This is a genomic window from Planomonospora parontospora (assembly GCA_014647935.1).
GTDB lineage: Bacteria > Actinomycetota > Actinomycetes > Streptosporangiales > Streptosporangiaceae > Planomonospora > Planomonospora parontospora.
Window position 1 is genome coordinate 110,765 of sequence record BMQD01000008.1, and the last position, 24,716, is coordinate 135,480.

General features: G+C 73.4%; 20 protein-coding genes. 5 read left to right on the top strand and 15 right to left on the bottom strand.

All coding sequences use genetic code 11. The features are described from left to right. Nucleotides 1–61: 61 nt before the first annotated feature. The 3 genes from IEZ07_RS14610 to IEZ07_RS14620 are packed head-to-tail and all read right to left on the bottom strand — an operon-like array spanning nucleotide 62 to nucleotide 2,861. A complete protein-coding gene (locus IEZ07_RS14610) occupies nucleotides 62–751 on the bottom strand; it encodes a hypothetical protein (protein WP_191895261.1) in 690 nt (229 codons plus the stop codon). Next, nucleotides 748–2,190 (bottom strand): ATP-binding protein, encoded by a 1,443-nt coding sequence (locus IEZ07_RS14615; protein WP_191895262.1) that lies wholly within the window; start codon nucleotides 2,188–2,190, stop codon nucleotides 748–750. Before IEZ07_RS14615 ends, IEZ07_RS14610 begins: the two co-directional genes overlap by 4 nt. Then, nucleotides 2,187–2,861, bottom strand: coding sequence for a response regulator (locus IEZ07_RS14620; protein WP_084008798.1), 675 nt, complete (start codon nucleotides 2,859–2,861; stop codon nucleotides 2,187–2,189). The genes IEZ07_RS14615 and IEZ07_RS14620 overlap by 4 nt, the downstream gene beginning before the upstream one ends. Nucleotides 2,862–3,350: 489 nt before the next feature. Between IEZ07_RS14620 and IEZ07_RS35660 the strand changes: the two genes are divergently transcribed. Both IEZ07_RS35660 and IEZ07_RS14630 read left to right on the top strand, forming a co-directional pair. Further along, a complete protein-coding gene (locus IEZ07_RS35660; RefSeq protein WP_239320009.1) occupies nucleotides 3,351–4,007 on the top strand; it encodes an aggregation-promoting factor C-terminal-like domain-containing protein in 657 nt (218 codons plus the stop codon). 96 nt (nucleotides 4,008–4,103) lie between these two features. Then, the gene (locus tag IEZ07_RS14630) at nucleotides 4,104–6,074 is read left to right on the top strand and encodes a glycosyltransferase family 2 protein (RefSeq protein ID WP_191895263.1); all 1,971 of its coding nucleotides are present in this window, start codon (nucleotides 4,104–4,106) and stop codon (nucleotides 6,072–6,074) included. Here IEZ07_RS14630 and IEZ07_RS14635 read toward each other — a convergent pair. The 4 genes from IEZ07_RS14635 to IEZ07_RS14650 form a co-directional block, all read right to left on the bottom strand. After that, nucleotides 6,059–7,567: a tannase/feruloyl esterase family alpha/beta hydrolase gene (locus tag IEZ07_RS14635; RefSeq protein WP_239320006.1), complete on the bottom strand. Its 1,509-nt coding sequence runs from the start codon at nucleotides 7,565–7,567 to the stop codon at nucleotides 6,059–6,061. The two genes, IEZ07_RS14630 and IEZ07_RS14635, sit on opposite strands and share 16 nt — an antisense overlap. Before the next feature lie 20 nt (nucleotides 7,568–7,587). Beyond that, nucleotides 7,588–8,946 carry an MFS transporter gene (locus tag IEZ07_RS14640; RefSeq protein ID WP_191895362.1) on the bottom strand — a complete coding sequence of 453 codons (1,359 nt, stop codon included), beginning with the start codon at nucleotides 8,944–8,946 and terminating at the stop codon, nucleotides 7,588–7,590. A 250-nt stretch (nucleotides 8,947–9,196) separates the two neighbouring features. After that, nucleotides 9,197–11,158, bottom strand: coding sequence for a helix-turn-helix domain-containing protein (locus IEZ07_RS14645; protein WP_239320004.1), 1,962 nt, complete (start codon nucleotides 11,156–11,158; stop codon nucleotides 9,197–9,199). 23 nt (nucleotides 11,159–11,181) lie between these two features. Further along, nucleotides 11,182–11,940 (bottom strand): 3-hydroxybutyrate dehydrogenase, encoded by a 759-nt coding sequence (locus IEZ07_RS14650; protein WP_191895265.1) that lies wholly within the window; start codon nucleotides 11,938–11,940, stop codon nucleotides 11,182–11,184. Between the two features lie 367 nt (nucleotides 11,941–12,307). On the opposite strand from IEZ07_RS14650, the gene mca reads away from it, so the two are divergent. Next, the gene (gene mca / locus IEZ07_RS14655; RefSeq protein ID WP_239320002.1) at nucleotides 12,308–13,171 is read left to right on the top strand and encodes a mycothiol conjugate amidase Mca; all 864 of its coding nucleotides are present in this window, start codon (nucleotides 12,308–12,310) and stop codon (nucleotides 13,169–13,171) included. On the opposite strand, the gene IEZ07_RS14660 is transcribed toward mca, so the two are convergent. From IEZ07_RS14660 to IEZ07_RS14680, 5 genes are all read right to left on the bottom strand, one after another. Continuing rightward, nucleotides 13,161–13,547: a tautomerase family protein gene (locus tag IEZ07_RS14660; protein ID WP_191895266.1), complete on the bottom strand. Its 387-nt coding sequence runs from the start codon at nucleotides 13,545–13,547 to the stop codon at nucleotides 13,161–13,163. The two genes, mca and IEZ07_RS14660, sit on opposite strands and share 11 nt — an antisense overlap. 142 nt (nucleotides 13,548–13,689) lie before the next feature. Next, entirely contained in the window at nucleotides 13,690–15,090 is a 1,401-nt protein-coding gene (locus IEZ07_RS14665; RefSeq protein WP_191895267.1) for a class II fumarate hydratase, read from the bottom strand. 201 nt (nucleotides 15,091–15,291) lie between these two features. Next, entirely contained in the window at nucleotides 15,292–17,076 is a 1,785-nt protein-coding gene (locus IEZ07_RS35665; protein WP_239320000.1) for a serine/threonine-protein kinase, read from the bottom strand. A 36-nt stretch (nucleotides 17,077–17,112) separates the two neighbouring features. Continuing rightward, the gene (locus tag IEZ07_RS14675) at nucleotides 17,113–18,249 is read right to left on the bottom strand and encodes a serine/threonine-protein kinase (RefSeq protein ID WP_191895268.1); all 1,137 of its coding nucleotides are present in this window, start codon (nucleotides 18,247–18,249) and stop codon (nucleotides 17,113–17,115) included. A 280-nt stretch (nucleotides 18,250–18,529) separates the two neighbouring features. Beyond that, the gene (locus IEZ07_RS14680) at nucleotides 18,530–19,042 is read right to left on the bottom strand and encodes a MarR family winged helix-turn-helix transcriptional regulator (protein ID WP_307729018.1); all 513 of its coding nucleotides are present in this window, start codon (nucleotides 19,040–19,042) and stop codon (nucleotides 18,530–18,532) included. Between the two features lie 319 nt (nucleotides 19,043–19,361). Between IEZ07_RS14680 and IEZ07_RS14685 the strand changes: the two genes are divergently transcribed. Together IEZ07_RS14685 and IEZ07_RS14690 are read left to right on the top strand one after the other, a co-directional pair. After that, the gene (locus IEZ07_RS14685; protein ID WP_191895269.1) at nucleotides 19,362–20,171 is read left to right on the top strand and encodes an alpha/beta fold hydrolase; all 810 of its coding nucleotides are present in this window, start codon (nucleotides 19,362–19,364) and stop codon (nucleotides 20,169–20,171) included. 201 nt (nucleotides 20,172–20,372) lie between these two features. Beyond that, nucleotides 20,373–21,215, top strand: a complete 843-nt coding sequence (locus IEZ07_RS14690) for an alpha/beta fold hydrolase (protein WP_191895270.1) — start codon at nucleotides 20,373–20,375, stop codon at nucleotides 21,213–21,215. Between the two features lie 89 nt (nucleotides 21,216–21,304). Here the strand turns inward: IEZ07_RS14690 and IEZ07_RS14695 are convergent, their stop codons facing one another. The 3 genes from IEZ07_RS14695 to IEZ07_RS14705 form a co-directional block, all read right to left on the bottom strand. Continuing rightward, entirely contained in the window at nucleotides 21,305–22,336 is a 1,032-nt protein-coding gene (locus IEZ07_RS14695) for an SDR family oxidoreductase (protein WP_191895271.1), read from the bottom strand. Nucleotides 22,337–22,413: 77 nt separating this feature from the next. Continuing rightward, complete coding sequence (locus IEZ07_RS14700) at nucleotides 22,414–22,974, bottom strand: TetR/AcrR family transcriptional regulator (protein WP_191895272.1); 561 nt, start codon at nucleotides 22,972–22,974, stop codon at nucleotides 22,414–22,416. A gap of 85 nt (nucleotides 22,975–23,059) precedes the next feature. Further along, complete coding sequence (locus IEZ07_RS14705) at nucleotides 23,060–24,715, bottom strand: fumarate hydratase (RefSeq protein ID WP_191895273.1); 1,656 nt, start codon at nucleotides 24,713–24,715, stop codon at nucleotides 23,060–23,062. Nucleotide 24,716: the final 1 nt, after the last annotated feature.

A 24,716-nucleotide genomic window follows, 5' to 3' on the forward strand; every position in this document is an offset into this window, starting at 1 on the left:
TCCCGCCGCCCCCTTCCCGCAAGGGGGCGGCGGGCCGCGCCCCGGCCGGGTGCCGCCCGGCTCACGGGGGCAGGCGCACCCCCCGGCCCGCCAGGTCCTTGTACTCGGAGCAGCTGTGCTCGCCCAGCGACTCCGGCGTGCCGGGGAACAGCCTGGTGATCTCGACGCTCCAGATGCTCGCCTGCTTGTTCTGCCGGACGGTGCAGGTGATCTGGGCGAGTCCCAGCCGGGTGACCCTGCCCTCGCCGGTGACGATCACGTTCAGCCGGTAGCCGAGGTCGTCGGTGGGTTCGCTCCGCTGGGAGGGGCCGGTGTACCGGGTGGTCTTGATGTCGTAGTAGTCGAACCCGGTCAGCTCGCTGGTCAGCCCCGGCCGCGGCGGCTGCTGCCCGGCGCGGAAGAGGCTCTTGACGACGTTCTCGGTCGAGTCCGAGGCCACCGGGACCCGGACGGGCTGCAGCGTCCCGTCGTCGACCATGTAGACCGTCACCCAGGTCGGGCTGTAGCTGATCACCGGCGGGCGGCCGCTGTCCCGCACGCCGGTGGGGGAGATGCCGCACCCCGCCAGTACGGCCGGCAGGGCCAGTACGGCCAGCACGGCGGCGGCCGGCGCCGTGATCCGCCCCGTGCGGGTGGAGGAGGCCGTACGGGTGCGCGTGCTCGGGCCTGCGGGGGAGGCCGCGTGGAGGTCCGTACGGGTGCGCGTGCGGAGGTTCGTGCGGGAGCCTGCGCGGAGGTGTGGGAGGTTCATGCGGGAGCCTGCGCGGAGGTGCGTGCGGAGGTCTGCGCGGAGGGCAGCCAGACCGTGAAGAGCGTGCCCGGCCGCTGCGGGCGCACCGAGATCGTACCGCCGTGCAACTGGGCGTTGGAGCGGGCGATGGAGAGCCCGAGCCCGCTGCCGTCGCCTCTCCGGCCGGCCTTGTAGAAGCGGTTGAACACGTGCGGCAGGTCCGTCGGGGGGATCCCTCCGCCGTGGTCGCGCACCTTCACCTCCAGGCCGTGGGCGGTGGTGCGGGCGGTGACCACGACCGGGGGCTCACCGTGGCGCAGGGCGTTGCCGACCAGGTTGGCGAGGATCACGTCGAAGCGCGGGGGGTCGACGGAGAAGGCGAGCCCCGCCGGGACCTCCACCTCCACCTGCTCCGACCAGCCCCGGATCTCCAGGCAGTCGTGGACCGCGTCGGCGACGCTCACGGTCTCCAGGTTGAGGACGGCCGTGCCCGAGTCGAACCGGCTCGCCTCGATGAGCTGCTCCACGAGGGTGCGCAGCCGTTCGATCTCGCGCAGCACCAGCCGTACGGCCGTGGCGGGTTCGCGGGGCAGCCGCTCGGCCTCCTCGGAGAGCATGTCCGTCACCGCGGTCATCGCGGTCAGCGGGGTCCGCAGCTCGTGGGAGACGTCGGCCACGAACCGGCGGGACATCGCCTCCAGCGCCCGCAGTTCGGACACGCTCCGCTCCAGCGCGGCGGCGGTGTCGTTGAACGTCGCGGTGAGCTCGGCGAGCTCGTCCTGGCCGCGTACGGGGAGCCGGGTGTCCAGGTGCCCGGCGCCGAGCGCGCGGGCGGCCGAGCCGAGCCGCCGGACCGGGAGCAGCACGCGCTGGGCCGAGAACAGGGCCACGGCGAGCGCGATGGCGAGCATGATGGCGCCCGCCGTGGCGAGCGGTCGGCGCATGCCGCCCAGGAGCTGCTCCTCCTGGACCAGGGGGACGAACACGAAGACGCTCATGCCGGTGGGCTGGGCGATGTGGATGGGCTCCACCCGCCACACGGGGGTGCCGATCACCAGCCACATGCCGCCCCGCATCTCCTGCCTCTTGGTCACCATGCGGCCGGCGGCCCGGGCGCGCAGGTCGGCGGGGACGTCGGCGAGGCCGAAGTCCCCGTCGGGGTACAGGTAGTCCTCGTAGAGGACCACCACGGCCCGGCTCTGCGCCCGCAGGCTCATCTGCAGGGCGGAGATCTCCAGGTCGGTCGGGGGGCCGTCCCCAGGCCAGAGCGCGCCGATCGGCACCCGGGTGCCCTGGAGGGTCTCGCGCACGTCGGCCACGGCCACCTCCTCGGCGCGTTCGATGACCCGGTTCTTGACGAGCTCGTAACCGATGCCCGCGACCAGCGCGGACGCCGTGACGGCGATCACGGTGAAGGCGATGACCAGCCGCCCGCGCAGCCCGGTGTAGACCCGCTTCACGGCGGGCTGAACCGGTAGCCGAAGCCCCGCACGGTGTGGATGAACACGGGCTCGGCGGGCACGGGCTCGATCTTGGCGCGGATCCGCTGCACGCAGGCGTCCACCAGCCGGGAGTCCGCGGCGTGGGTGTGGTCCCACACGGCCCGGAGCAGATATCTGCGGTTGAGCACCTGGCCGGGGTGGCGGACCAGCTCCAGCAGCAGGCGCAGTTCGGTGGGGGTCAGGTGGATCTCGTGACCGGCGAGTGAGACCTTCAGCGCACCCTTGTCGATGACCAGGTCGCCGAAGGTGACGCGGTCGGAGGAGACGGACTCGGCCCGGCGCAGGACCGCCCGGATCCGGGCGTCCAGCACCCGCGGCTCCACGGGCTTGACCACGTAGTCGTCGGCTCCCGCCTCCAGGCCCACCACCACGTCGAGGTCGTCGCCCCGGGCGGTGAGGAGGATCACCGGCAGCTGGTCCATCCTGCGGATCCGGCGGCACACCTCGACGCCGTCGATCCCGGGCAGCATGACGTCCAGGACGGCGATCTCCGGGCGGCGCGACCGGATGTGGTCGAGCGCCTCCTCGCCGGTGGCGTAGGAGGTCACGGAGTGCCCCTGACGGGCCAGGGCCAGTTCGAGACCGGTCCGGACGGAGGGGTCGTCTTCGACGAGGAGTATGCCGGCCACCCGGTCATTATTCTTCCAACACCCCATAAGCCCCTACTTGTCATGAAAATGTGACGTGGTCGGCAAGGGGATGGGGAGGGCCGGGGCGAGGCCGGAGCGGGCGGGGAGCGCCGGGTTCGCGGGGCCGTGGAGGGTGCTGGGGCAGGTTGCCACCTATGTGACCAAAGTCACATTTCTGGCATTGATATCGGGAAAGTCCCCGGTAATCAGGCAATCGGTAATGAAAAGGTCATGGGACTCTCCAGGGAAAACCATCCGGATCTTCCGTTCCGGTTGCGGACCACCCCCCTGGTCAAGGCAAGCTCATAGGTCGTGAGTCCAGGATCGTCGCAACCCGAGGGAGAGCGCCCGCAGGACACGGGGCGCCAGGCCCGCCGCTCCCGCCGCGCGTCCGGGAGACCCGCCAGGAGCGCGCCCGCCGGCGCCGCGCCGGCCGGCGGCACGTCCACGGGCGGTGAGCCGCCCAGGAGCGGGAGGCGGGGAGGGCCGGTGCCCGACGGGAAGCGCGGCGGCCTGACGCCCAAGCGCATCGCCGTCATCGCCGCGGTGACCGTGGTCCTCGTCGGAGGCGGCGCCTACACCGCGCACACCGCGATCCAGAACGCCTCCGCCCCCGCACAGGAGCCGCTCGCCCTGGACGAACTGGCCAGGGCGCTCGGCGGCGACCCGTTCGGGCCCGACCCCGCGGCCGACGCCCTGAAGGCCCAGGCGGCCCAGGCGCTCAAGGAGGACGCGCTCCGGCGCAAGCGCGAGGGCCGGGAGCCGCTCGACCACATCAAGATCGTCAAAGAGGCGCCGGGCGGCGGCGGGTTCGACCCCAAGCAGCTCCCGGCGGGCACCGCGAACCCGACCGGCAACAAGGCCCTGGGCAAGCAGATGCTGGAGGCCCGCGGCTGGGGCGACCAGTGGGGCTGCCTGGAGAAGCTGTGGATGAAGGAGAGCGGCTGGAACGAGCGGGCGATGAACCGCTCCAGCGGCGCCTACGGCATCCCCCAGTCGCTGCCCGGCCACAAGATGGCCAGCGCCGGCGCCGACTGGCAGACCAACCCCGCCACCCAGATCGAGTGGGGGCTGACCTACATCAAGGGCCGGTACGGCAGTCCCTGCGGAGCGTGGGGCCACTCCCAGGCCAAGGGCTGGTACTGACGCGCGGGACCACTCCCGGGCCAAGGGCCGGTACTGAAACGCCAGAAAGCGGCACGTCTGACCGGCCAGGGACGGTAAGCACCGCATCCTGGCCGCATGGGTGTGAAGGTCAGCGTGGTGGTGCCGGTCCGCAACCCCGGTGATACCGCCAACGCGTGTATCCACTCGGCGGTCGAGCAGTCGATGTCCCCGGAGGAGTTCGAGGTCATCTTCGCCGACGACGGATCGGACGACGGGACACGGCAGCGCCTGGCCATGGTCGCCGGAGCCTGGCCGAACGTCCGCGTGCTCCACCTGCCGCCCACCGGCTCGCCGATGCGGGGCCGCAACGCCGCCCTGGAGGTCGCCAAGGGCGAGTACGTCTACCTGATGGGTCAGACGGACCGCCTGGAGCGCACGGCCCTGGAGCGGATGTACGAGCGCGCGATGGCGACCGACGCCGACATCCTCGTCGGGCGGCTGGAAGGGGGCGACGGCCCGCCGCCCCGGGCGTTCGACGCCGACCGGGAGCACGCCGACATCCTCACCGACGGGCTGCTCTCCCTGCTCACCCCGCACAAGCTCTACCGCAGGGCGTTCCTCGCGACCGAGCGGCTCACCTTCCCCGAGCCCGGCGGGACCCTGTCGGAGCAGGCCTTCGCCGTCCGGGCCTACCTGCGGGCGGAGAACATCACCGTCATGGCCGGCGAGGTCTGCTGCCACCTGGGGGAGCGGCCGGAGCCGCCGGTCCCCCCGGCCGTCCAGGCGGCGGAGCTGCGCGCGCTGCTCGACGCCGTCGACGAGGCCGTGCCCGACGGGCGCAGGCGCGACCGCATGTACGCGCACTGGTTCCGCACCGCGATCCTGCCGCAGCTCGGCGGGGACGTCTTCAGCCTGTCCTCGCGGGAGCGGTCCGCCGTCTTCACCGCCCTGCGGGAACTGGTCCTGACGCGCTTCCCCGAGCGGCTCGACGACCGTCTCCCGGTCCACCTGCGCATGCGCGCGGCGCTGCTGCGCGCCGGGCGGCCCGACCAGCTCGTCATGCTCTCGCAGGCCACCCGCGAGACCCACCTGAAGGCCGACCTGAAGGAGCTCGCCTGGAACGGCGGTGTACTGGAGCTGGGCATCACGATGGAGCTGATGTGGACCGGCGACACTCCCACCTGCTTCGTGCCGCACGGCGACCGCCTGCTCTGGAAGCCCCCGATCCCGCTGGAGGGGCTCGGCTCCGCGGAACGGGTGACCGACGTCACCGAGGCGGTGGCCGCCGCCGGGTTCGACGCCTACCTCCGGCACCGCGACACCGGGATGGTCCACATGATCCCGGTGACGTCGGCGGTGGCCCTCCTGCCGCACCGCGACCGGATGAGGGTGCAGGTCACCGGGACGGCCTCGTTCGACGTCACCTCCACGTTCCTCGGCCAGCCGCTGCCGTCCGGGTTCTGGGAGATCCACGTCCGCATGCACGGCGGGCCGCACCGGGCCCGCGCCCGGGTGACCGGGGAGCCGTTCGAGCACTCCGGGGCGCTGGCCGACTATCCCGGACGGCCGGTCGTCCCCTGGTGGTGCGACGAGGGGCTGCCCGGCGTCTGCGTGGAGCCCCGGCTGCTGTCCGACGCGATCGCCCTCGTCTCGCAGGACACCACGAGCGTGCGCCGCCGTGACCACGTCTTCTTCGTGGTGCCCGTGCCGTACCTGCCGGAGGGGGGCGGGCCCCCCGGCGAGCTGGTGCTGCGCCGGGCCGGCGGGCGGCGGGAGGTCTCCGTGCCGGCCCTGGTCGAGCCGGGCGAGCCCGGCATGATCGGCGGGAGCCTGGTCGCCAGGGTCCCGACCCGGCGGCTGCCCCAGCGCGACCTGCTGGTCCCCGGCCGCTGGACGCCGTTCCTGCGGATGGAGGGGCAGGAGGTCGGGCTCCGCTTCCGGGTGCGGATGAACCGCTTCGGCGGGGTGGAGGTCCACCCCGCCGCCGCGGCCCGTCTCCCCGAACGGCGCTACCCGCTGCTCCGGCGCATCGCGACGCGCATCCCGGGGGCCCGCAACATGATGCGGTTCACCCGGACCCTGCAGCGGCGCTACCTGCCCAGCTGACAGCCGTTCGCGAGGTCGCCGCCCGCCGGACGGGGCAGGGTGGCGCTCGGCGGCGGGCTCTGCCGCCGCTCCACCCACCCTTCCAGGGCCTCGAAGGCGCTCCGGAAACACGGCAGGATCGGGCGGATCCGGTCGGGGTAGGCCGCGTACAGGCCGTCGACGTGGTTGCCGCCCTCGATCCGGTAGTAGCGGAAGGGCCGGCGCGCGCCGACCATGCCCGCGTAGACGTCCCCGGAGCGGGAGATCGGCAGCAGGGTGTCCAGCGTGCCGTGCAGCGTGATCAGCGGCTTGCCGATCCTGCCGGTCAGCGCGATCTTCCTGACCGCCTCGTACGGCCTGCGCGCGGCGTAGTCGTAGTCCGCGTCGCAGGCCGGGGCCCCCGGGGCCCCCGGGGCCCCCGGGGCACAGTACGGCGTGCCCGCCTCGGCGGCGCCGTCATAGCCCGGATCGATCTCCTCCCGGTAGATCCGCTGGGTGAGGTCCCAGTAGACCTGGTGGTGGTAGGGCCAGAGGAACTCCGAGCCGCGCGCGAACCCGGCGGCGTACATCGCCTCGGCGTCCCCCTGCGGGTAGGCCCGGAGCGCCGGCGGGAGGAAGGTCAGCAGGTTGTCGCCCCTGACCCGCCAGAGCGTGCCCTCCCAGTCGATCCCGCCGTCGTACAGCCACGGCCGGTTCTCCAGCTGCCAGCGGACCAGGTAGCCGCCGTTGGAGACGCCCGCGGCGTAGGTGCGGCGCGGGGCCGTGCCGTACCGCTTCCGGACGGCGGACCTGGCCGCGACGGTGAGCTGCGTGACGCGCTCGTTCCACTCGGCGATCGCGTCCCCCGGCTCGCGCCCGTCCCTGAAGAAGGCGAGACCGGTGTTGCCCTTGTCGGTCGCCGCGTAGGCGTAGCCCCGGGCCAGCGCCCAGTCCGAGACGGTGAAGTCGTTGGCGTACTGCTCGCGGTTGCCCGGGGTGCCCGCGACGACCAGCCCGCCGTTCCAGGCGTCCGGGAGGCGGAGCACGAACTGCGCGTCGTGGTTCCAGCCGTGGTTGGTGTTGGTGGTGGAGGTGTCGGGGAAGTAGCCGTCGATCTGGATGCCGGGCACGCCGGTCGGGTTGACGGCCCCGGCCGGGTGGAGCCCGGCCCAGTCCGCGGGGTCGGTGTGCCCGCTGGCGGTCGTGCCCGCCGTGGTCAGGTCGTCCAGGCAGGTCGCGACCTGGTGCTCGGCCCCGGGAACCTTGATCCGTTCCTGGCGGGCGCAGTGCCCGCCCGCGGGCCTGTCCGCGGGCAGGCCCCCAGGTTCGTCCGCGGGCCCGTCCGGTGACGCGTTCGCGGCCGGGGCGGTCAGGGTCGCCGGGGTTGCCGGAGGTGTCGAAGCGGCCGGGGCGGCCGGGGTCGCCTGGGCCGCCGGGGTGGCCGCGGTCAGCGCGGTGGCGGCCGCGGCGGTGACCGCCAGGCCGGAGGCGAGCAGGTGGCGGAGTGCGGGACGGAGTCCCGGTCGGAGTCCCATCGGATGGCCTCTCGTCCGGCTCAGCCGCGGGAGGCGGGCTCGGCGGCGGTTCCGGCGGTTCCGGCGGTGCCGGGGGACCGGGGGGCGTCGCCCAGGGTGGCCAGGTCGCGGCCCCTGGTCTCCTTCGCCGCGAACACGGTGACCAGGGTGAGCACGGCGGCTCCGGCCACGTAGAGCATGACCGGCAGCGCCGAGCCGTAGGACTGCAGCAGGGCCACCGCGATCAGCGGGGCGAGGCCGCCGGCCACGATCGAGGCGAGCTGGGCGCCGATGGACACGCCCGAATAGCGCATCCGGGTGGCGAACAGCTCGGAGAAGAACGCCGCCTGCGGGCCGTACATCGCGCCGTGCAGGATCAGGCCGACCGTGACGGCGAGGGTGATCGCGGCGAAGTTCCCGGTGTCGATCAGCGGGAAGAAGGCGAACGCCCACAGGCCGACCCCGGCCGCGCCGAGCAGGTAGACCGGGCGCCGGCCGAGCCGGTCGGAGAGCGCGCCCCACATCGGGATCGACACGAAGTGCACGGCGGAGCCGATCAGCACCGCGTTGAGCACGAAGCCCTTCTCCAGCTCCACCGCCTCCGTGGCGTAGACCAGGACGAACGCGGTGATCACGTAGTAGGAGACGTTCTCGGCGAAGCGGGCGCCGATGGCGGTGAGCACGTCCCGCCAGTGGTGGCGGAAGACGTCCACGATGGGCATGGTCTTCTTCGGCCCGGCGTGGGCGACGGCCTGCTGGAAGACCGGCGACTCGCTGATGCTCAGCCGGATCCACAGGCCCACCAGGACCAGCACGCCGGAGAGCAGGAACGGCACGCGCCAGCCCCAGCTCGTGAAGGCCTCGTCGGACTGGACCGCGGCCAGCAGCGCGAGCACGGCGGTGGCCAGCAGGTTGCCGCCGGGGGCCCCGGCCTGCGGCCAGGAGGCCCAGAAGCCGCGCCGCCCGGCGTCGCCGTGCTCGGAGACGATGAGCACCGCGCCGCCCCACTCGCCGCCGAGCGCGAAGCCCTGGACGAGCCGGAGCGCGGTCAGCAGCAGCGGGGCCGCCGCGCCGATCGCCGCGTGGGTGGGCAGGCATCCGATCAGGAAGGTCGCGCCGCCCATCAGCAGCAGGCTGAGCACCAGCAGCTTCTTGCGGCCGAGCCGGTCGCCGTAGTGACCGAAGACCAGGGCGCCCAGCGGGCGGGCGACGAAGCCGACCGCGTAGGTGAGGAAGGCCAGCAGGGTGCCGGTGAGCGGATCGGACTTGGGGAAGAACAGCGCGGGGAAGACCAGCGCGGCGGCCGAACCGTACAGGAAGAAGTCGTACCACTCGATCGTGGTGCCGATGAGGCTGGCGCCGACGATCTTGCCGATGGGGGTGCGGGTTTTCTCTGCCATCATCTTCACTCACCAGGGAGAGACGCCGTTGGGGGATGTCGGCTCACCGTACGTAGTGACCGGCGTCACTCCTATGGGGCGCGGCACCATACCCCGCGGACGGCCTGTGTGGGCTCCCGCCGGGGCGCCCGACCGGGGACGTGCGACCGGCGGGACGGCGTGGCCGGGCGAGGCGGGCGGCGCACGGGCACAGGCGTACCGGGGCGCTGCGCGGACGCGGGCGGGACGGCCGGGGACGCACCGGGACGGCTCAGGCGGTGGGGTGGCTGAGCCGGTGGAGCCGGAGGGCGAGCTGGAGCTCCAGAGCGCGTTCGGGCTCCTGCCAGCCCGCTCCCAGGAGCCGGCCGATCCGGTCCAGGCGCTGGGTGACGGTGTTGACGTGGATGTGCAGGGCCTCCGCCGTACGCGACAGCGAGCCGCCGGTGCCGAAATAGGCGGTGAGCGTGCCGACCAGCGAGGTGCCCCGGCGGGCGTCGTAGTCGATCACCGGACCGAGGGCCGAGTCGAGGAACGTCCCGATGTCGCGTCCCTCCCCGACCAGCAGGCCGACGAAGCCCAGCTCGGCCGCGCCGGCGCCCTCTCCGGCCCGGCCCAGCGCCCGCAGCGCGTCGGCGCAGCGCCGGGCCTCGCGGTGGGCGGCGGCGACCCCGGCGATGCCGCGCACGGGGCCGCAGGCGCCGGCCGTGGCGGGATGGCCGAGAGAGGCGCTCAGCTCGGCCGCCACCCGCTTGGCCAGCAGCCCGGGATCGCCTCCGGGCAGCAGCAGCACCACCTCGTCCCCGCGCTGGGCGGCGAGCCCGTGCTCCAGCGTGGCCCGGGAGGAGGCCCAGAAGGCCGCCCGCTCGCGTCCGCCGTCGTGCCGGACCACGATCACCACGTGGTCGCCGTCCAGGTCCACGCCCACCCGCCGGGCCCGCTCGCCCAGCCCGCCGAGGCCGGGACGGGAGATCAGGTCGTCGAGCAGCTCGCCGCGGACCCGGCCCTCGGCCTCGGCCACCGTACGGCGGAAGAGCAGCAGCAGGGCGGTGACCAGCGCGGCCCGTTCCAGGATGCGGTGGTCGGTGTCGGAGACCTGGCGGCCGGTCCGCAGGACGAGCGTGCACAGCGGCTCGCCGCCGACGTCCACCGAGGCGACGAGCAGGTCGCCCCGCCGGACGGTACGGCCCAGCGTCCGGGACGACTGCGCGGCCTCGGCGATCGCGGCGGCGTCGAGCCGGCCGGGTCCGTCCGCCCGGTCCGCGCCGTCCATCCGGTCCGCATGGCCCGAGGGGGCCGTGCGGTCCGCGCGGGCCCGGACGGCGTGCTCGCCGGGTCCGCCGAGGTCGCCGGTGATGGGCCGCCCGGCGTCGTCCAGCACCGCCAGGGAGCCGCCGAGCACCTCGGTGACCACGGCCGCCACGTCCTCCACGCCCCCGCCGCGCAGCACCAGCCCGGTCATCCGGTCGTGCGCGAGCGCGGCCCGCTCCACGGCCTCGCTGTGCGCGTTGAGGCGCCGGTTGGCCTCGCTGAGCTCCTCCAGCGCGTTGCGGGTCTCCTGCAGCAGCCGGGCGTTGTCGATGGCCACCGCGGCGTGTGCGGCCAGCGAGCCGAGCAGCACCACCTCGTCCTGGGTGAACGGCCGCACGCTCCGGTTGGCGGCGAACAGCACCCCGATGACCCGCCCGCCGAGCTTGAGCGGGACGCCGAGGATGGCGACCAGCCCCTCCTCCTGCACGGCGTCGTCGATGTCGTGCATGTGGCGGAAGCGCTCGTCGGCGAAGTAGTCGGCCGTGGAGTACGGCGTGGCGGTCTGCGCCACCAGCCCGCCCAGCCCGGCGCCCATGGCCAGCCGGAGCGAGCGGAACTTGGCCGAGACGGAGCCGTCGGTCACCCGCATCCGGGTGTCGCCCCGGTCGGGGTCGTGCAGCGTCATGTAGGCGGCGTCGGTGCCGAGCAGCTGCCGGGCCCGGTGCACGATGGCCTCCAGCACCGCGTCCAGGTCGCGCAGCGCGGCCAGGTCGCCCGCCGTGTCGAACAGCGCCGACAGCTCCGCCTCGCGCCGGGCCCGGCGCCGCAGCAGCGCCCGGACCTTCAGCGCCGCGAGCTTGGCCTCCTCCAGCTCGGCGAGCGTGGCGGCGTCGGCCCCGGCGGTCCTGGCCGCCAGCACGGGCCCCTCGAACTCGACCGCGGAGGCCTCCCTGGCCAGGAGTTCGAGGAAGACCCGCGTGCTCATACCGTTCATTGTCGCGGGGCCGCTCAGCGGGCGGTCCAGCCGCCGTCCACCGGCAGGGAGACCCCCGTCATGAACGATCCGTGCGGACCGCACAGGTAGGCGACGAGCTCGGCGACCTCCGCCGGCTCGACCAGCCGCTTCACCGCGGCGGGCGCGAGCATGACGCGTTCGACGACCTCGTCCGCGCCGATGCCGTGGGCCTCGGCCTGGGCGGCGATCTGCCGCTCCACCAGCGGGGTGCGCACGTAGCCCGGGCTCACGCAGACGGAGGTCACCCCGTGCTCGGCGCCCTCCAGGGCGATCACCTTCGACAGCCCCTCCAGCGCGTGCTTCGCGGTGACGTAGGCGGACTTGTACGGCGAGGCGCGCAGGCCGTGGACCGAGGAGATGTTGACGATCCGGCCCCACCCCCGCCCGTACATGCCGGGCAGGACCGCCCGGGCCAGCAGGAACGGCGCCTCGACCATGACCTTGAGGATCCGGGAGAAGACCTCGGGCGGGAACTCCTCGATGGGCGCCACGTGCTGGAACCCGGCGTTGTTCACCACGACGTCCGCGCCCGCCAGGAGGCCGTCCGGGAACGCCCCGGTGAAGTCCGGCGCCGACAGGTCCGCCGCCACCGGGGTCCCCGAGACGTCCGCGGCGGTCTTCTCCGCGGCCTCGGCGTCCACGTCGACCACCACCACGTGCGCTCCGGCGGCGGCGAGCCGCAGCGCGCAGGCGCGCCCGATCCCGCTGCCCGCTCCGGTCACCACGGCCCGCCGCCCCGTCAGGTCAGTCATGTCAGTGAATCTAGGCAATCACCCGGATCCCTCACATGTCCCCCACCGACATACCGCCCGCACGGGTTATGTGACGGCCGCACGCGAGCCCTTCCCGGCGCGGACCCGGGCGCACGAGCCTCGGACGCGGATCCCCGGACGCGGATCCCCGGGCGCGAACCCCGGGTCCGAGGATCCCCGGCGCGGACCCGGGCGCGGACTCGGGTGCGGCGTCCTCCGGACGGCGGCGTCCCGCGGGCCGCGGGAAGGGATTCGCGGCCGCCGCGGTTCGGAGAAATGTCGTAGGCGCGATCTAGGGTCGGACGGGTCCGAGCCGATCGCTCCCGACGCCCAGGACATCCAGGACACGAGGACACCGAGGACGCCGATGACCGCGAACCCGCTGCGACTGATGGCCGTGCACGCCCACCCCGACGACGAGTCCAGCAAGGCGGCGGCGACGACGGCCCGCTACGTCTCCGAGGGGGTGGACGTGCTGGTCTGCACCTGCACCGGGGGAGAGCGCGGCGACGTGCTCAACCCCGCGATGGACCGCCCCGGCGTGCTGGAGAACATGGCGGAGATCCGCCGCAAGGAGATGGCCGAGGCCGCCGCGGTCCTCGGGGTCGGCCACCGCTGGCTCGGCTTCGTCGACTCGGGGCTGCCGGGCGAGGGGGAGCCGCTGCCGGACGGGTGCTTCGCCGTGCAGGACCTGGCGGTGGCGGCGGAGCCGCTGGTGGCGGCGGTCCGGGAGTTCCGGCCGCACGTGATCGTCACCTACGACGAGAGCGGGGGCTACCCGCACCCCGACCACATCATGACCAACCGGGTGGCCGTCGAGGCCTTCGAGGCGGCGGGCGACCCGGACCGCTACCCCGGCACCGGGGAGCCCTGGCAGCCGCTCAAGCTGTACTACATCGCGTCATTCACCCGCGAGTGGTTCACCGCGATCCACGAAGGGCTGCTGGCCCGGGGGCTGCCGTCTCCGCTGGCGGAGATGGTGACCGACGACTGGTTCGAGGGCATGCCGGAGCTGCCGGTGACCACCAGGGTGACCTGCGACGACCACTTCGAGATCCGCGACCGGGCGATGAAGGCCCACGCCACCCAGATCGACCCGGACGGCCCCTGGTTCGCCCACCCCCGCGACCTGGAGCGCGAGGTGTGGCCGATGGAGGACTACCATCTCGCCCGTTCGCTGGTGGAGACGGAGCTGCCCGAGACCGACCTGTTCGCCGGGATCAGACCTTGACCGGGTAGGTCAGCGCCAGCTCGTCGCCTGGGACGCCTCGGATGCCCCAGTTCACCTGGGGCGACTCCAGGATCACGATCTCCAGGTCGTCGGCGGGGAGGCCGAGCGTCTCCTCGGTCCGGGCGAAGAGCGTCCGGATCAGCTCGCGCTTGGCCTCCTCCGACCGGCCCGCGAAGCAGACGATCTCCACGATCAGATAGCGATCGCTCCGCTGCGGGCAGACGAGGTCCTCGGAGTCCAGCAGCAGGAACCGGTGGAACCTCTTGTCCTCGGGGAGCTTCCACGCCTGGACCAGGCAGCCGTGCACGAGGTCGGAGAGCTCCTGGCGGAGCGGGCCCCAGACGTCGCGGCGGCCGTAGAACTTGATCTGTGCCATGGCGCCGAGTCTCGCAGATCACCTTCCACGGCGTCCGGCCGGGCCGGAGACGCCCCGTCGCCCCTGTCCGGGGCGGCCCCGCCCGCGTCACCGGCTCCATGGGCGGGGCAGGCGGGGCAGACGGGACGCTCAAGCGGGACGGTCAGACGGGACGCTCAGGCGGGCGGGTCATGGAGAGCACGTCGAGCAGGGCGTCGAGCTGCTCCTCGGTGATGGTGCCGTTCGCGACGTGCCCGCGCTCGACGACGACCTCGCGGATGGTCTTCCGCTCGGCCAGCGACTGCTTGGCGATCTTCGCGGCCTCCTCGTAGCCGACGTACCGGTTGAGCGGGGTGACGATGGACGGCGACGACTCGGCGTACTCCCGCAGGCGCCCGGTGTTGGCCGTGATGCCGTGCACGCAGCGGTCGGCCAGCAGCCGGGAGACATTGGCCAGCAGCCGGATGGACTCCAGGACGTTGCGGGCGATGACCGGCAGGGCCACGTTGAGCTCGAAGGTGCCCGAGGCGCCGGCGAAGGCGATGGCCGCGTCGTTCCCGATGACCTGCGCGGCGACCATGCACACGGCCTCGGGGATGACGGGGTTGACCTTGCCGGGCATGATCGAGGACCCCGGCTGGAGGTCGGGCAGGTTGATCTCACTGAGCCCCGCGCGCGGTCCCGACCCCATCCAGCGGAGATCGTTTGCGATCTTGTTGAGGGAGACCGCGACCGTCCGGAGCTGCCCGGAGAGCTCCACGACCGCGTCCCGGGCGCTCTGCGCCTCGAAGTGGTCGGGGGCCTCGCAGAAGGGGAGGTCGGTGACGTCGCGGAGCTTCGCGATGACCTTCGTGGCGAAACCCGGCGGGGTGTTGATCCCGGTCCCGACGGCCGTGCCGCCCAGGGGGAGCTGGGCGAGGTGGGGGAGCGCGCTCCGCACCCGGGCGACGGCGTTGTCGATCTGGGTGGCGTACCCCCCGAACTCCTGGCCGAGCGTGACCGGCGTGGCGTCCATCAGGTGCGTACGGCCCGCCTTGACCACCTCGTCGAACTCGATCGACTTCTCGCGCAGCGCAGTGGCCAGGTGCCGCAGGGAGGGGATGAGGTGGTAGGTCACCTCGGTCAGGGCGGCGACGTGGATGGAGGTGGGGAACACGTCGTTGGACGACTGGGAGGCGTTGACATGGTCGTTGGGATGGATCGGGCGGCCAAGCCGTTCCTCGGCGAGCGTGGCGATGACCTCGTTGGCGTTCATGTTGGAGGAGGTCCCCGAACCCGTCTGGAAGACGTCGACCGGGAACTCCCCGTCCCACTCGTTCTCCGCGATGTCGGTGGCGGCCTCGGCGATCGCCTGGGCCAGCTCCTTGTCGAGCACTCCCAGCTCGGCGTTGACCTCGGCGGCCACCGCCTTGATCAGGCCGAGGGCCGCGATGTGGGGACTCTCCAGGCCGCGCCCCGAGACGGGGAAGTTCTCTATCGCCCGCTGGGTCTGAGCCCGCCACTTCGCGCCCGCCGGAACGTGCACTTCGCCCATCGAGTCATGTTCGATCCGATACTCGCTCATGAACCCAGTCTGCAACGCGGAGGATAAGGCGGATGTTCCGGGCGGGACCTGGCTGTCGTCCGGGCCGGTTCCCGCCGGCCCGGACCGTTGTCCAGGCCGGTCTCCGCCTCCGTCCGTGTCCCTCCTCGCCCGTCCGGCCGTCGTCCGGGCCGGGACCGGTCCGGGCGGCATCCGCGCCGTCGCACGGATGCCGCCGTGCGGTCACCGGGCGTAGAGGAGTGCCAGGACGAGAACGATGATGACCACCAGGGCGGCGGTCGCCACGCCCATCAGGAGGAGCGCCCCGGCCCGCTTCTTCTGCTGCTGCGCGACCTGCTGCTCACCCGGTCCGACGATCGAGAACAGCTCGGTCCCCAGGCCGGGCGCGGAGTCGTCGTCACCGGACCACCCCTGAACGGGCCCGTGCGGGAGCGGGCCCGGCCGGTCCCCCGGTGATCCCGGTCCTCCGGGCCCGCCCGGGCCGTTCGGCCCACCGGAGCCGCCGGGCGCGTTGAATCCACCCGGTCCACCGGGCCCGTTCGGCCCACCGAATCCGCCGGGGCCCGGGAGTGCCCCGGCCTGCGTCGGTGCGTCACCCGGGGCGAAGCCTCCCGGACCCGCCGGCGGCGCGCCGTGGAACGGCGGTCCCGGGGGATTCCACCCTCCGGTGCCGGGCGCTCCGGGGCCCTGCCCGCCGGAGAACCCCCGCGGAGACGCAGGAGGGCCGCCGACCGGCGGACCGCCCGGGCCTGCAGATCCCGGGCCCCCGGATCCGGGACCCGTGGGGGCGGAGGTTCCGGACCCCGGGACCGCCGGACCACCGGGCTCTCCCCGGCGGTCCGGAGCGGACGGCCCCCGGGCCACCGGGGTGCCCAGGCCGGAGACGACGCCGGAGCCGGCCTCGGGGCGGGGTACGGGCGGTGCGGGCGGGGCCGGGGGAGTCCGGCCGGTGCCGGGGAGGGGGAGCCCGATCGTGGGACGCGCGACCATCATCGTCCGGTTGGCGTCGAACTCCTCGTCCGGCGCCGTGCCGTTCCCGGGGCCGCTCCCCGCGCCGTCCCCGGCCCATGCCCCCGCCCGGCCCTCGGAGCCGGGCCCGGCGGCGTGATGGAACGGGGAACGGGCCCCGCCGTCCGCAGCGGGAGCCGGGGGCCGGAACGCCTCAGGGGGCGCCGACGAGGCCAGGGGGGTGTCGGCCACCGCCCGGAGCATGGCGATCGCCTGGGAGGGCGTGAGCCGTACCGTGTGGTCCTTCTCCAGCAGCTGCTCCAGGACCGGGCGGAGCGGGCCCGCCTGGACCGGCGGGTCGACGCCCTCGGTCATCAGCGCGGCGAGCGTCTCGGCCATCGTGGACCGTTCGTACGCCGGACGGCCCTCGACCGCGAAGTACAGCGTGGCCCCGAGCGACCAGAGGTCGGACTCCGGCCCGGTGTGCTCCCCGCGGGCCCGCTCGGGCGCGGTGTACCCCGGGGAGCCGATCACCATGCCGGTCTGGGTGAGGCTCGTGTCCCCCTCGGCCTTGGCGATGCCGAAGTCGGTCAGGACCACCCGGCCGCTCTCGGTGATCAGCACGTTTCCGGGCTTCACGTCGCGGTGGAGCACGCCCTGGGCGTGGGCGGCGCGCAGCGCGTCCAGCAGGTCCACCCCGATCGCGGCCACGAGCCGGGGCGGGAGGGGACCCTCCTCCTCGACCACCTGCTCCAGGGAGCGGGCCTGGACCAGCTCCATGATGATCCACGGGCTGCCGTCCTCGATGATCGCATCGTGGACGGTGGCGACTGAAGGGTGGCTGATGCGGGCGGCGGTACGACCCTCACGGATCATGCGCTCCCGCAGTTCGGCGCGCTGTGCCTCGCTGAGCCCGGGCTCCTGGCGGATCTCCTTGATCGCCACCTCGCGGCCCAGGGAACGGTCGTGGGCACGCCAAACGGTGCCCATCGTCCCCCGGCCGAGCGGGGTGATCAGCTCATAACGGCCAGCGAGCACGCGCGTCTGCTGTTCCGGCATGAGAAGAAGATAAGCGATTACTCCTTGAGGAACGCTTTAGCCTCGCTTGCGGAGTTCCTTGGGCCAGAGACTGCGGGGCAGCATCAGCCGGATGACCGGCGACATGAGGCGGACCAGGGGGCGCGGCGCGGGCCTCGGCGCCAGCGGCGGTTTGCGGTGGTTCCCCTCGGCGGGGCGCCGGTGTCCGCGCGGCGGCGGCACCGGGGTCGCGACCGGCGGCGGAGGCGGAATCGGCGCGGCGCCCGCCCGGTGCAGGCCGCGGTGCTGGGGCCTGCGGTTGAACGAGGGCACGGCGATCGCCGGGGCGGGACGCGCCGGCCTGCCCGCGGGACGGCTCAGCGGCTCCTCGGCGATCCCGCCGGCCGCCACCCGGGCCAGCATCAGCGAGGCCCGGACCGGGTCGAGCCGGGTGGCCGGGTCGATCGTGAGCAGCCCGCGGAGCACCGGCGCGAGGGGGCCCGCCTTCTCCATCGGGATCGGCTCGCCGCTGGTCAGCGCGGCCAGTGCGGCGGCGGCCGTGCGCCGCCCGTGCAGTCCCCGGCCCTCGACGGCGGTGTAGAGGGTCGCCCCGAGGGACCACAGGTCGGCGGCCGGGCTCGCCTTGGAGCCCAGCACCCGCTCCGGCGCGATGTAGCCGGCGGAGCCGAGCACGATGCCCGCCTGGGTGATCGAGACCTCGCCCTCCAGCGCGGCGAGGCCGAAGTCGGTGAGGACGGCCCGCTCACCGGTCACCAGGACGTTGCTGGGCTTCACGTCGCGGTGCAGGATGCCCTTGGCGTGTACGGCGCGCAGCGCGCCCAGCACCTGCCGCCCGATCTCGGCGGCCTGGCGCGGGGGCAGCGGCCCCTCCTGCTGGACCAGCTGCTCCAGGGACCTGGCTCTGAGCAGCTCCATGACGATCCAGGGGCGCTCGTCCTCGGTGACGACGTCGAAGACGGTGATCACCGAGGGGTGCGCGACCATCGCGGTCGCCCGCCCCTCGCGCTCGGTCCTCGCACACAGCTCGGCCCGCAGCTCCTCGTCGAGGACCAGCGGCAGCCGCACCTCCTTGACCGCCACCTCGCGGCCGAGCAGCTCGTCGTGCGCTCGCCAAACGGTGCCCATGCCGCCGCGCCCGACCGGCTCGGCAAGCCGGTAGCGCGCGGCAAGAAGGTATCCGGACGGCGCACGCATGATGGGCAGCTTACCGATTTGCGTAGTGCGACCAGTAGAGACAGGGCCGAAAGTTCTTGTCCATTGAGGTCAGATTCTCTCGCAGGTGACAGTCGGGACACGTACGGTCACCGTTTTCACCCCGCTGCCGGGACCGTGCGGGGGCCGGAGGCGGAGGGCCACTCGGGGGACCGGGGGTGCGGGGCGGTGCCGGAACCTGGTCCCGGAACCCGAGGCCTAAGGGAGGGGCGGTGCCAGAACCCGGTGCCGGAACCCGAGGCCTAGGGGCGGGGCCGCGGCGTCAGTGCGCCGTGCGAGCCGTACCGGCCGAGGCGCGCGCCGCGTACGCGGTGGCCGAGTCGGCGATGGTGCGCAGGACGCCATGGAGCCCGGCGACGGTCTCGCCGTCGATGCCCATGGCCTCGCCGATGGCGTCCGGGATGTGCAGGGTCCGCTCCCGCAGGGCCCGCCCCTCCTCGGTGAGGGTGACGGCGACGGAGCGCTCGTCGTCGGCGCGGCGGCGCCGTGCCAGCAGGCCGTTCGCCTCCAGCCGCTTGAGCAGGGGGGAGACGGTGTTGTAGTCGAGCCGCAGCTCGTCGACGATCGCGCGGACCGTGCTCTCCTCGTGCCGCCAGAGCACGGCCATCACGAGGTACTGCGGATATGTCAGGCCGAGGGGGTCGAGCAGGGTGCGGTAGACGGAGGTGACGCTGCGCGAGGCGGCGTACAGGTCGAAGCAGAGCATCGCGGCCAGCGGCCCGGAGCCGTCGTCCCGCGGGGCGTCCGCCCGGCGGCGGTTCGCGTCCGAGTCCATGGACGGAGTCTAGGCGGAAAGAGCGGTGGCGACCAGATCGCGCGCGATTCGATCGCATGTGATCCAGATCGGCGGCCTGGTCCCGCGGGACATCTCGGAGATCTTGCAACGGAAGCGGCAATCCGCCCCGCCCTGCCGGACCTGGGGCGTGCCCGCGACCGTCATCGGCGCGGGAGCGGCCGGGTGCCACCGCCACCCACGCGGACCGGTCACCGGAAGTCATCGGAGTGGCGTAGATCACATCGCTCTCGACTATCTCGCGTGCGATGTAATCGGGTACGGTTCAACCACTTCGAAAAACGACTCCCCGGAGGATCCGATGGCCCGCTTCGCCCGCCCTCTCACCGCCCTGCTCGCCACGGCCGCCGCGGCCTCCGCGCTCACCACCGCCGCCCCGGCGGCCTCCGCTGCGACCGCGAGCCCGGCCAAGCCCACCATCGTGCTCGTGCACGGCGCGTTCGCCGACGCCTCCAGCTGGAACGGCGTGGCCGAGCGGCTCCAGCGCCGCGGCTACACCGTGATCGCGTCGGCCAACCCGCTGCGCGGCCTGGCCGACGACGCCGCCGCCACCGCCGCCCTGCTCAAGAGCATCAAGGGCCCCGTCGTCCTGGCCGGCCACTCCTACGGCGGGGCGGTCATCACCAACGCGGCCCGGGGCAACGACGAGGTCAAGGCCCTCGTGTACATCGCCGCCTTCATCCCGGAGAAGGGCGAGAGCGCCGCGGACCTGGCCGGCAGACACCCCGGCAGCACCCTCGGCGAGACCCTGCGGGAGGTGCCGCTGCCCGGCGGCGGCACCGACCTCTACGTCCGCCAGGACAGGTTCCGCAAGCAGTTCGCCCACGACGTCCCCGCCCGCGATGCGAAGCTGATGGCCGCCGCCCAGCGCCCCGTCACCGCCGCGGCGCTCAACGAGCCCTCCGGCGTCCCGGCCTGGAAGGACATCGCCTCCTGGGTGCTCGTCCCCACCGGCGACAAGAACATCCCGCCGGCCGCACTGCGCTTCATGGCGAAGCGCGCCGAGGCCCGCGCCACCGTCGAGATCGAGGGCGCCTCGCACGCGGTCCTGGTCTCCCGCCCCGACGCGGTGGCCGACCTGATCGAGCGCGCCGCCGCCGGCCGCCGCTAGCGGGTCGCCGCCAGAGGGCCGCCGCCGGCCGCCGCTGGAGGGGCCGCCGGACGGCACGTCCGGGGCGGGGGGCGACCGGCCCTCCCGATCTCCCGCGGTCGCCGGCGGGCCGCCCCCGAGCCCTGTCCCGTTCACCTCTGCGCAGCACGCGATCCGTACGTTCACCCCATCAGCGACCTCGCACCCCACAAAGGAACGAAAATGGCCTACATCACCGTCGGCACCGAGAACTCCACCCCCATCGAGATCTACTACGAGGACCACGGCACCGGCCGGCCGGTCGTGCTCATCCACGGCTACCCCCTCGACGGCCACTCCTGGGAGAAGCAGCTCCCCGCCCTGCTGGAGACCGGCCACCGGGTCATCACCTACGACCGGCGCGGTTTCGGCCGCTCCAGCCGGCCCACCACCGGCTACGACTACGACACCTTCGCCGCCGACCTCGACGTCCTGATGCGCACCCTCGACCTGCGCGACGCCGTACTCGTCGGGTTCTCCATGGGCAGCGGCGAGGTCGCCCGCTACCTGGGCACCTACGGCACCGAGCGGGTGGGCAAGGCGGCATTCCTGGCCCTGCTCCAGCCGTTCCTGCTCAAGACCGACGACAACCCCGGCGGCGTCGACCAGTCCGTCTTCGACGGGATCCTCCAGGCCGTCACCGCCGACCGCTACGCCTACTTCGACGCCTTCTACGCCGACTTCTACAACACCGACGAGAACCTCGGCGGGCGTCTCAGCGAGGCGGCCCTGCGGTCGAGCTGGAACGTGGCCGCCGGGGCGTCGGCCCACGCCTCGGCCGCGTGCGTGCCGACCTGGGGCACCGACTTCCGCGCCGACGTCGCCGCCGTCGCCGCCTCCGGGGTGCCCGCGCTGATCCTGCACGGCACCGCCGACCGCATCCTGCCCATCGACGCCACCGCCCGCCTGCTGCGCAAGGCGCTGCCCGAGGCGACCTACGCCGAGATCGAAGGCGCTCCGCACGGCCTGCTGTGGACCCACGCCCAGGAGGTCAACGAGGCGCTCGTCGCGTTCCTCGCCGGCTGAGCGCCTCCCCGGAAGGATCGCGGGCGCCGGCCGCCCCGCCGCACGGCGGGGCGGCCGGCGCCCGCGGCGGTGGAGCGCGGCTCTCCCGGTCACCGCGTTCCCCTCGGGGCTCCTCCCGCCGCGGTCTCCCGCCCCCGCTCCGCCGGCCCCTCCCCGAACCGCGCGGCGACCAGGTCGTCGGCCCAGCGCCGGAGGGCCTGCCCGACCGGCGGCATGCGCAACCCGATCCGCTCCGCGAAGGCCAGGGCCGGAGCGGTGTCGTAGCGGTCCTTCGAGAGGAACGACAGCGTCTCCGGGTCGACGCCGGTCAGCGCGCGGGGCAGCCGCCGTACCAGCCCGACGGGGACCGACCACCGCGGCGCGGGCACGCCCAGGTGGGCCGCGAGCAGCGCGACCAGCTCCCGGAGCTCGGGCGTCTCGTCGTCGAGCACCCAGTACGACCTGCCCGCGGTCTCCGGATGCTCGGGCAGGGCGACCATGAACCGGGCCAGGTAGTCGATGTCGACCACGGGGACGAAGACGTCCGGCCCGCCGGGGAGGACGGGCAGCCGCCGGTGCCAGAGGTCCCGGACGAGCGAGGCGAGGCCGATGAACTGGCCGGGGCCGATCACGGTGGCGGGGTTGACCACGGTCAGCGGGAGGCCGAGCTCGGCGGACCGGGCGCGCACCGCCGCGTCGCCCTCCTTCTTGGAGGCCTCGTAGGGCCCTTCGCGCCGGTAGTCGGGGCTCCCGCCGCTCACCCGGTAGCCGCTGACGTGGACCAGGCGGCGCAGGCCGGGGCGGGTGGCGGCCCAGTCGGCCACGTTGAGCGCGCCGGTGACGTTGGCCGACCGCGCCTCCTGCACGGTCAGCCCGAAGGCGAACCGGGCGGCGGCGTTGTAGACGTCGAGCACCCCCTTCAGCCCGCCGTCCGCCCGCAGGCCGAGACCGGGCACGGTGACGTCGCAGGTGACGACGGTCAACCGGGAGGCCTCCACCCCCTGCCCGGCGAGCCAGGCGGTCAGCCGGTCCCCGGAGCCGCGTACGGCGGCGGCGACCGTACGCCCCTGGCGGAGCAGCTCGGCCACCAGGGAGCGGCCGACGAACCCGGTGGCGCCGAGGACGAGGGAATCGGGGGTCATACGATCACTCCTGTTTATAGATCGGTCTACATATTTCCGAGGCGCGAAGAGGCCCCCGGAGTGGAACCGGGGGACTCCTACAGCAGCGCGGCGATCCGGCGGGTGACGCGGTCCAGCGGATCCCGGCTCCGGTGCGCCCGGGCCAGCAGCAGCGCGCCCTCGACCAGGGCGAGCACGGTGGCCGCGGTGTCGTCCGGCTCGGGGTGGCCGTCCGCGGCCAGGCGCAGGCGGAGCGCCTCCTCCCAGGAGCCGTAGACGTCGGAGCAGGCCCGGTGGAGGGGGTCGCTGGTGGCCGCCGTCTCCAGTGCCACGGTCGCCACCGGGCAGCCCTTGCGCCAGCCGGACTCCTCCAGCCGGTCGCCCAGCAGCCGGATCACCCCGGTGACCAGGCCCGCCGCGTCGGGTGCGGTCTCCGCCAGCGCGTGCAGCACCTCGCCGATCTCCCGCCCGGCGCGCCGTACGGACTCGGCCACCAGCTGGTCCTTGCCGCCGGGGAAGTGGAAGTAGAGCGAGCCGCGCGGCGCCCCGCTCGCGGCGACCACCTGGTTCAGCCCCGTGCCGAAGTAACCGCCGGTCTCGATCAGGTCCCGCGTCGCGTCGAGCAGGCGACCGCGGGTTTCCTCACCTTTCTGGCCCATGGGGAAAAAGTAGACCGGTCTTCCTATTTTTGCAAGGCAGCCGTGGCCCGGGGAACGGCTCCCCGGGCCACGGCGCGGCCTGCGGTCAGCTCCGGCGGCCGATGGAAAGGGCAGGGCCGGTGCGGTCGGTGAAGAAGTCGTCGCCCTTGTCGTCCACCACGATGAAGGCGGGGAAGTCCTCGACCTCGATCTTCCAGACGGCCTCCATGCCGAGCTCCGGGTACTCCAGGACCTCGACCTTCCTGATGCAGTCCTGGGCCAGGCGGGCGGCCGGGCCGCCGATGGAGCCCAGGTAGAAGCCGCCGTACTTCTGGCACGCCTCGGTGACCTGCCTGGACCGGTTGCCCTTGGCGAGCATGACCATGGAGCCGCCCGCGGCCTGGAAGCGCTCGACGTAGGAGTCCATCCGCCCGGCGGTGGTCGGGCCGAAGGAGCCGGAGGCGTAGCCTTCGGGGGTCTTGGCGGGACCGGCGTAGTAGACGGCGTGGTCCTTCATGTACTGCGGCATCTCGCCGCCCGCGTCGAGCAGCTCGCCGATCTTGGCGTGCGCGATGTCGCGGGCGACGACCAGCGGACCGGTCAGCGAGAGGCGGGTCTTGACCGGGTACTTGGTCAGCTCGGCGAGGATCTCCGCCATCGGCCGGTTGAGGTCGATCTTCACGACGTCGTCCGACAGGTGCTCGTCGGTGGTGTCCGGCAGGAAGCGGGCCGGGTCGGTCTCCAGCCTCTCCAGGAAGACCCCCTCGGGGGTGATCTTCGCCAGGGCCTGGCGGTCGGCGCTGCAGGAGACCGCGACGGCGACCGGGCAGGAGGCGCCGTGCCGGGGCAGGCGGATCACCCGGACGTCGTGGCAGAAGTACTTGCCGCCGAACTGGGCGCCGATGCCGAGCTTCTGGGTGAGCTCGAAGACCTTGGCCTCCAGCTCGGTGTCGCGGAAGCCGTGCCCGCTGGGGGAGCCCTCGGTCGGGATGGAGTCCAGGTAACGGGCGCTGGCGTACTTCGCCGTCTTCAACGCGAACTCGGCCGAGGTGCCGCCCACCACGATCGCCAGGTGGTACGGCGGGCAGGCGGCCGTGCCGAGGGAGCGGATCTTCTCCTCCAGGAAGGCCAGCATGCGCTTCTCGTTGAGGACGGCCTTGGTCTCCTGGTACAGGAACGACTTGTTGGCGCTGCCGCCGCCCTTGGCCATGAACAGCAGCTTGTACTCGTCCGGGTGGCCGTGCGGGTCCTCGGCGTACAGCTCGATCTGGGCGGGGAGGTTGGAGCCGGTGTTCTTCTCCTCCCACATGGTGAGCGGGGCCATCTGGGAGTAGCGCAGGTTCAGCCGGGTGTAGGCGTCGTAGACGCCGCGGGAGATGTGCTCGGCGTCGGCGCCGTCGGTCAGCACGTGCCGGCCGCGCTTGCCCATCACGATGGCGGTGCCGGTGTCCTGGCACATCGGGAGCACGCCGCCGGCCGAGATGGACGCGTTCTTGAGCAGGTCGAGGGCGACGAAGCGGTCGTTGCCGCTGGACTCGGGATCGTCGATGATCTTACGGAGCTGGGCGAGGTGCGACGACCGCAGGTAGTGCGAGATGTCGTGGATCGCGGTCTCGGTGAGCAGCCGCAGCGCCTCGGGGGCGACCTCCAGGAACCTGCGGCCCGCGGCCTCGACCACACGCACCCCCTCGCTGCTGACCAGGCGGTATTCCGTCTCGTCCGTTCCCAGGGGGAGCAGGTCGGTGTAGTCGAACTCGGGCATC